The organism is Caballeronia jiangsuensis, from assembly GCF_046030135.1.
Classification (GTDB): domain Bacteria; phylum Pseudomonadota; class Gammaproteobacteria; order Burkholderiales; family Burkholderiaceae; genus Caballeronia; species Caballeronia jiangsuensis.
This window is the reverse complement of sequence record NZ_JAQQDB010000102.1, coordinates 1-1,402: the sequence shown is the minus strand read 5'-3', so window position 1 is coordinate 1,402 and position 1,402 is coordinate 1. Positions and strand designations below refer to the sequence as shown.

Genomic DNA, 1,402 nt, shown 5'->3' with positions numbered 1-1,402 from the left:
TTCACGTTGAGCGAGCGCATGCAGGCGCTCGGAGAGTTCGGCGTTCAGCGCGAAGGGCAGCGTCGCACCGCGTCCGCTGATCTGCGCGGGACGTGGACGGTCCGTGGGCAGATCGAGGGGCGCGAGTTCCGCGAGTTGATTGCGCCAGTATTGGGTCTGGCGTTCGAGTTCGGCACCGGCGAGCCAGTCGCGTTGCCACAGCGTGTAGTCGGCGTACTGTACGGCAAGAGGCGGAAGCGCGAGCGGTTCATTACGCAGTGCCGCGGTATAGCAGGCGCCGAGTTCACGCACCAGCACGCCGGTGGACCAGCCATCGGAGACGATGTGGTGCATGGTGAACAGCAGAACGTGTTCATCTTCTTCGAGGCGCAGCAGTTGAGCGCGCAGCAACGGGCCGCGCTGAAGTTCGAAGGGACGACACGCTTCGTCCTGTGCCAGACGCTGGACATCGGTGGCGTGGGCATCGATGAGCGGCAGTGCAAGTTCCAGTGTCGGAGCGATGTGCTGCACGGCCTGACCGTCGTGTTGAGCGAACGAAGTGCGCAGGCTTTCGTGACGGGCGACGAGCGCATTCAGCGCGGCATGGAACGCACGAACATCGAGTGCGCCGTGCAGACGCAAGGCGATCGGGATGTGATAGGTGGACTGGCCAGGGTTCAACTGTTCGAGGAACCAGAGGCGTTCCTGTGCGAAGGACAGCGGCACATGCGCTGGACGTGGACCCGCCTCCAAAGGCGGCAACGTGCCAGCGGACGGTTCGTCGAGCGACAGCGCCTCGGCAAGCGATGCAACGCTGGGTGCATCGAACAGGGTGCGCAAGGGCAATTCGATAGAAAGCGCTTCACGCAAGCGCGACACGAGTTGCGTCGCAAGCAGCGAGTGTCCACCGAGCGAGAAGAAGTTATCGAAGACACTGACGCGTTCAAGACCGAGCACACTGGCGAAGCACTCCGCGAGCGAATGTTCGATCGACGTGCGCGGCGCGACATAAGCGGCAAGGTCTTGCCACTGCGGATCAGGCAATGCACGGCGATCGAGCTTGCCATTGGGTGTGAGCGGCAGCGCATCGAGCACGACGAAAGCGGACGGCGCCATATAGTCGGGCAGACGTGAGTCGAGATGTTCACGCAAGGCGCTCGTATCGATCTCCGAAACCAGCGTGACGTATGCCACAAGCTGCTGATCCTGCTGTCGAGCACGTGCAATAACCACCGCCTCCCGCACAGCCGGATGACTGGCGATCTGCGCTTCGATCTCACCCAGTTCGATACGGAAGCCGCGAATCTTGACCTGATGATCGTTGCGGCCGAGGAATTCGATATTGCCATCGGCGCGATAACGTGCGAGATCGCCCGTGCGATACATACGCGCGCCGGGAACAAACGGATCATCGAGGAAACGC

General features: G+C 62.1%; 1 protein-coding gene. It reads right to left on the bottom strand.

The genetic code is table 11. The features are described 5' to 3' along the window. On the bottom strand, nucleotides 1-1,365 hold a 1,365-nt coding region (locus PQR08_RS38510), incomplete at its 3' end, for a condensation domain-containing protein (protein WP_408164461.1). Between the last annotated feature and the right edge of the window lie 37 nt (nucleotides 1,366-1,402).